The organism is Amycolatopsis dongchuanensis (genome assembly GCF_039542405.1).
GTDB classification, from domain to species: Bacteria; Actinomycetota; Actinomycetes; order Mycobacteriales; family Pseudonocardiaceae; genus Amycolatopsis_E; species Amycolatopsis_E sacchari.
Genome location: NZ_BAABIB010000139.1, coordinates 1 through 5019, shown reverse-complemented (window position 1 = coordinate 5019; position 5019 = coordinate 1). Strand labels below are relative to the sequence as shown.

Annotated in this window: 6 protein-coding genes; 1 reads left to right on the top strand and 5 read right to left on the bottom strand. The window is 70.3% G+C overall.

Annotated elements, in window-relative coordinates:
- Window positions 1–240: 240 nt before the first annotated feature.
- Window positions 241–912 carry a phosphoribosylformylglycinamidine synthase subunit PurQ gene (purQ, locus tag ABFX51_RS33735; RefSeq protein ID WP_091517267.1) on the bottom strand — a complete coding sequence of 224 codons (672 nt, stop codon included), beginning with the start codon at window positions 910–912 and terminating at the stop codon, window positions 241–243.
- Complete coding sequence (gene purS / locus ABFX51_RS33730) at window positions 909–1145, bottom strand: phosphoribosylformylglycinamidine synthase subunit PurS (protein WP_091517268.1); 237 nt, start codon at window positions 1143–1145, stop codon at window positions 909–911. The genes purQ and purS overlap by 4 nt, the downstream gene beginning before the upstream one ends.
- A gap of 173 nt (window positions 1146–1318) precedes the next feature.
- Between purS and ABFX51_RS33725 the strand changes: the two genes are divergently transcribed.
- On the top strand, window positions 1319–2248 hold the full coding sequence (locus ABFX51_RS33725) for a U32 family peptidase (RefSeq protein ID WP_091517269.1): 930 nt from the start codon (window positions 1319–1321) through the stop codon (window positions 2246–2248).
- Here ABFX51_RS33725 and ABFX51_RS33720 read toward each other — a convergent pair.
- Genes ABFX51_RS33720 through ABFX51_RS33710 form a run of 3 tightly spaced genes read right to left on the bottom strand, consistent with a single transcriptional unit; the run spans window position 2185 to window position 4964 of the window.
- The gene (locus ABFX51_RS33720; protein WP_091517270.1) at window positions 2185–2991 is read right to left on the bottom strand and encodes an IclR family transcriptional regulator; all 807 of its coding nucleotides are present in this window, start codon (window positions 2989–2991) and stop codon (window positions 2185–2187) included. The genes ABFX51_RS33725 and ABFX51_RS33720 overlap by 64 nt on opposite strands.
- A 39-nt stretch (window positions 2992–3030) precedes the next feature.
- Complete coding sequence (locus ABFX51_RS33715; protein ID WP_245783461.1) at window positions 3031–3435, bottom strand: L,D-transpeptidase; 405 nt, start codon at window positions 3433–3435, stop codon at window positions 3031–3033.
- Window positions 3436–3482: 47 nt separating this feature from the next.
- Entirely contained in the window at window positions 3483–4964 is a 1482-nt protein-coding gene (locus ABFX51_RS33710; RefSeq protein WP_091517272.1) for an aldehyde dehydrogenase family protein, read from the bottom strand.
- Window positions 4965–5019: the final 55 nt, after the last annotated feature.

The following is a 5019-nucleotide window of genomic DNA, read 5'->3' as shown; positions in this document are numbered from 1 at the left end:
CTCCACACCGACCACCACCACTTGACATAGAAGCTTCCTGACGGCGTCGCTTCGCGATGGCTGCGCCACCCTTGACCCGCCCGCCCCGCGGTAAAGAGGGCTGGGGACGAAGGGCCGGGGTGGCCTAAGGGCCTTCGGGGCCGCCGTTGGCCGGCCCTGGGGGCCGGCCTCGGCTCGTTGGGGTGAGTGGTGTGGCCAGCCCTGGCGGGCTGGTTCGGGGAGGGCGTTGGCCGCCTGCCGTCAGGCCGTCACCAGGGCGTCTACCGCTGAGTAGAACATCCCCAGACCGTCGTCGCTGGGGCCGGTCAGGGCGTCGATCGCGTGTTCCGGGTGCGGCATCAGGCCGACGACCCTGCCGTTCTTGCTGGTGATGCCCGCGATGTCGTTGCGGGAGCCGTTCGGGTTCTCGCCCACGTAGCGGAACACCACGCGGCCCTCGCCCTCCAGCTCGTCCAGAGTGGACTGGTCCGCGACGTAACCGCCCTCGCCCGACTTCAGCGGCACCAGGATCTCCGCGCCCTTGTCGTACCGCGTGGTCCAGGCGGTGGTGTTGTTCTCCACCCGCAACCACTGGTCGCGGCACACGAAGTGCAGCTTCTTGTTCCGCACGAGCGCGCCCGGCAGCAACCCGGCCTCGCACAGGATCTGGAAACCGTTGCAGATACCCAGAACCGGCATGCCCTTGCCGGCCGCCTCGATGACCGAGTTCATCACCGGCGCGAAGCGGGCGATGGCACCGCAGCGCAGGTAGTCACCGTAGGAAAACCCACCGGGCACGATCACCGCGTCGACGCCGTGCAGGTCCTCGTCCGCGTGCCACAGGGACACGGCCTCGGCATCGGCGTACCGGGCCGCGCGTGCGGCGTCCACGTCGTCCAGGGTGCCGGGGAAGGTGATGACGCCGATCTTCACGAAAGCCTCCGCACGGTCCACTCCTCGATCACCGGGTTGGCGAGGAAGCCCTCGGCGATCTTGGCCAGGGTCTCGTCGTCGACCGAGTCGTCGACCTCCAGCTCGAAATGCTTGCCCTGCCGCACCTCGGTGACCCCCGTGAAGCCCAGGCGCGGCAGCGCACCTGCCACGGCCTGACCTTGCGGGTCCAGGATCTCGGGTTTCGGCATGACGTCGACCACGACTCGGGCCACGGTGGGTGCTCCCATGTCTTCGCAGGTAGGCGGTACTTATCGAGGGTAGCTGAGCCGACCGCCCCCGTGTCGCGCGGCCCGCGCACATCACAGCTTGACCCCGGCCCCGGCTCGTTCCTAGGCTCGTCCGAGATAACGAATCGTGTCCGAAATATCGAACGGCGGTACGGCCCATGCGAGAAACCCGCGAGTTCCTGCGCTCCCTCGGTCTGCCCGGCGAGGACCTCGCCGACCTGCCCACCAGCACGAAGCGCTTCCCCGACGGCGCCCAGTACCGCGTCGAGATCCCCAGCGTCGAAGGGCCGGAAGCGCTGGAGGCCGTGTACGCCGAGGCCGACAAACGCGGCGTCGTGGTGCACCGGGTCTCGCAGGGCAGCGGTGGGATGCTGCTCACCCGCGGTGAGCTGGCCGCGATGGCCGGGTTCGCGCGCGAACGCTCGGTCGAGGTGAGCCTGTTCGCCCGGCCGGTCGCGGGGTGGGACACCGGCGCCGCGTCCGTCGCGAGCGGGGGTGGCGTCTTCGCGGCGCAGGTCAGGGGCACCGAGCAGCTGGTGCACGCGCTGGAGGACATCCGCCGGACCGCCGACGCGGGCATCCGCAGCGTGCTGGTCACCGACCTCGGCGTGCTCACCGTCGCCGAGCGGATGCGGGCCGCCGGGCAGCTGCCCGAGGACTTCGCGTTCAAGGTCAGCGTGCAGATGGGGCTGGCGAATCCGGCGTCCATCCGGCTCGCCGAACAGGCCGGCGCCACGACCTACAACGTGCCGACCGACCTGAGCCTCGCCCAGCTCGCCGCGATACGCGCGGCCGTCGACCTGCCGCTCGACCTCTACGTCGAGGCGCCCGACGACCTCGGCGGGTTCGTCCGGCACTTCGAGATCGCGGAGATCGTGCGCGTCGCCGCCCCGGTGTACCTGAAGTTCGGGCTGCGCAACGCGCCCAACATCTACCCGAGCGGCACGCACCTCACGTCCACCGCCGTCGCGCTGAGCCGGGAACGCGTGCGCCGCGCCGAGATCGGGCTGGAACTGCTCGCCCGCTACGCGCCGGACGCCGTGGGTTCGGCGTTGCCCGCCGAAGGGCTTGCCGTACCGGTGGCGTGACCGAGGCGCGCCGACAGCTCGGCCGCGCCCTGGCGCACCAGCTCCTCCCAGCGCACCCACGCCGCTTCCGAGTGGCGTGAGGTGGGGATGGAGATGCTCATCGCGGCGACCCACTCGCCGTCCGCGTCGACGATGGGCGCGGCCACGCAGCCGGCGTCCGGATTGGACTCGCTGCGCTCGTGGGCCACGCCCTTCGCGCGGACTTCGTCGAGCTGCGCCAGCAGCGCCTGCCGTGAGGTGATGCTGGCTTCGGTGAGCGCGGCGAGCTTGCGGCCCTTGAGCCGGGTGGACAACTCCTCGGCGGGAAGCCCGGCGAGGAGCACCTTCCCGACCGCGGTGCAGTGGGCGGGCAGCCGCCGGCCGACGGCGGAGATCAACCGCACCGGGTGCGTCGAGTCTATTTTGGACACATATACCACGTCGAGCCCGTCGAGGATTCCCACGTGGACCGTTTCCCCGCACTGGGCGGCGACTCGCCGGGCGACCGCGTCGGCTTCGGTCGAGAACTCCAGCCGTTGCCGGTAGCGGGACCCGAGTTCGAGCAGGATCGGCCCGAGCCGGTAGGTGTTGCCGCGCCGGTCGAGGTAGCGGCGACTGACCAAAGTGGTCAGCAGCTCGTGCGTGGTGGAGCGGGGCAGGCCCAGCCGCTCGCCGATCTCACCCGCCGTCAGCTCGGCGCGCGGGCCGAGGAACAGTTCGAGGACGTCGGCCGCCCTGGACACGGCCGGGACGAGGCGGGGCATGGCGTCACCATACCCCGCCGTCCGAAATACCGGACGTCGTTACGCGACGACCTGCACCTCGTCGCCCGTGTGCAGCGCGTTGTAGAAGGCGACCGCGTCCTGGTGGGACAGGTGGACGCAGCCGTGCGACTTCTGCCGCAGGCTGCCCTCGTGGAAGGCCACGCCGGTGGTCGTGAAGAACACCGAATAGGGCATCGGACCGTTGTACTGCCTGCTGTAGTGGTCGATGTCCTTGTACTGCACGTGGAACTTCCCCTTGGGCGTCGGGTAGCTCGGCAGGCCGGGCGCCATCGGCACCGGGCCACGCGTCACGTTCCCGCCGTCCTGCAGCCAGGCCTTCCCCGTGCTCAGCTGCACGCAGGCCTTCGCCTGCGGTTCACACGGCGTCGCAGCCGCGTTCGCGGCCGGTGCGGCAAACCCCAGCGCACCGATCGCCGCGACCATTCCCGTCACAGTTCCGGTTATCTTTCGCAAGGTAGCCATACAACTGGTTACCCAGCACGCCTCCGGCCATGCAGCACCGTCACGAGTTTTGCGACGAGCCTGTCGGTCTTCTCCGTCCGCGCGAACGTGGTGAGCTGCACCGGGCTGGGGAACAGTTGGCGCGCAACGGCTTTCGGCCGCGCGAACTCCCGCAGCCCCTCCGGCCCGTGTATCCGCCCGAACCCGGAGTCGCCGACGCCGCCGAACGGCAGCGAACCGATACCGGCGAACGAGAACGGGGCGTTGACCGACGTCATCCCCGCCTTGAGCCGCGCCGCGATGCGGGTGCCGTTGCGCTTGGAGAACACCGTCGAGCCCAGGCCGTACCGCGTGGCGTTCGCCTTCTCGACCGCCTCGTCGATGGTCCGGACCTTCGCGACGGTCATCGTCGGGCCGAAGGTTTCCTCCGTGACCGCCTGGGAATCCTCGGGAACGTCGACGAGCACCGTGGGCTGCACGTACCGTTCGCCCACCTCGCCGCCGGTCAGCGCCCTGCCCCCGCGGGCGAGTGCGTCGGCGATGTGCCGTCGGATCACGTCCAGCTGCGCGGGCATCGTGATGGGCCCGTACTGCCTGCCCGGCTCGACCTTCCGCGTGAGCTCGACCACCTTGTCGACGAACGGCTGGTAAACGCTTTCCTGGACGTACACGCGCTCGACGCCGATGCAGGTCTGGCCGGAGTTCGAGAACGCGCCCCACACCGCCGCTTCCGCCGCGGCGTCGAGGTTCGCGTCGCTGTCCACGATGAGCACGTCCTTACCACCGGCCTCGATCACTACGGGTGTCAGCGTTTCCGCCGCCGCGGCCATGATCTTCTTGCCGGTGGCGGTCGAACCGGTGAAGGCGATCTTGTCCACCCCCGCCGAGACCAGCGCCGCCCCGGTCGCGCCGAAACCCGTCACCAGCTGGAAGACCGGCCGTTCCGGCACCACCTCGGCGAACGTGTCGACGAGCCACTTCCCCACGCCGGGCGTGTACTCGCTCGGTTTGAACACCACCGCGTTGCCCGCGGCGAGCGCGTAGGTGATGGATCCCAGCGGGGTGTAGACCGGGTAGTTCCACGGCCCGATCACGCCGACGACGCCGAGCGGCACGTACTCGACGGACGCGGTGTGGTTGCTGAGCAGGAGCCCGGCGGACCGGCGTTTGCGGCCCAGCACCTTCGGCGCGTGCCGGGCGGCCCACGCGATGTGCTCGATCGCCAGCACCACCTCGAGCTGGGCGTCACCGTGGGGTTTGCCCGTTTCCCGCTGCACGACGGCACACAGCTCGTCCATCCGCTGCGCGACGAGGGCCGCCCAGCGCCGCAGCCGGTCGCCGCGCCCCGCGAACCCCAGCGACGCCCACCACTCCGCCGCCGCGCGCGCCTGCTCGACGCTCGCCTTGACCTGGTCAGGCGTGTGCACCGGGTACGTGCCCACGACCTCGTCCGTGGCCGGGTCGAGCGAGTCGAAGGTCTCCTGAGCCACTTCCGGCTTCGTCGCCGTCATGCCGCCCTACCTTTCAGGGATGTCCGCGGTCCGCGAGGATCGGCGGATGCAGGTG

Coding starts and splice junctions, on each gene's coding strand:
- ABFX51_RS33720 (WP_091517270.1), bottom strand. CDS start 2,991: ATGCCCCGCCTCGTCCCGGCCGTGTCCAGGGCGGCCGACGTCCTCGAA.
- ABFX51_RS33715 (WP_245783461.1), bottom strand. CDS start 3,435: ATGGTCGCGGCGATCGGTGCGCTGGGGTTTGCCGCACCGGCCGCGAAC.
- ABFX51_RS33725 (WP_091517269.1), top strand. CDS start 1,319: ATGCGAGAAACCCGCGAGTTCCTGCGCTCCCTCGGTCTGCCCGGCGAG.
- ABFX51_RS33710 (WP_091517272.1), bottom strand. CDS start 4,964: ATGACGGCGACGAAGCCGGAAGTGGCTCAGGAGACCTTCGACTCGCTC.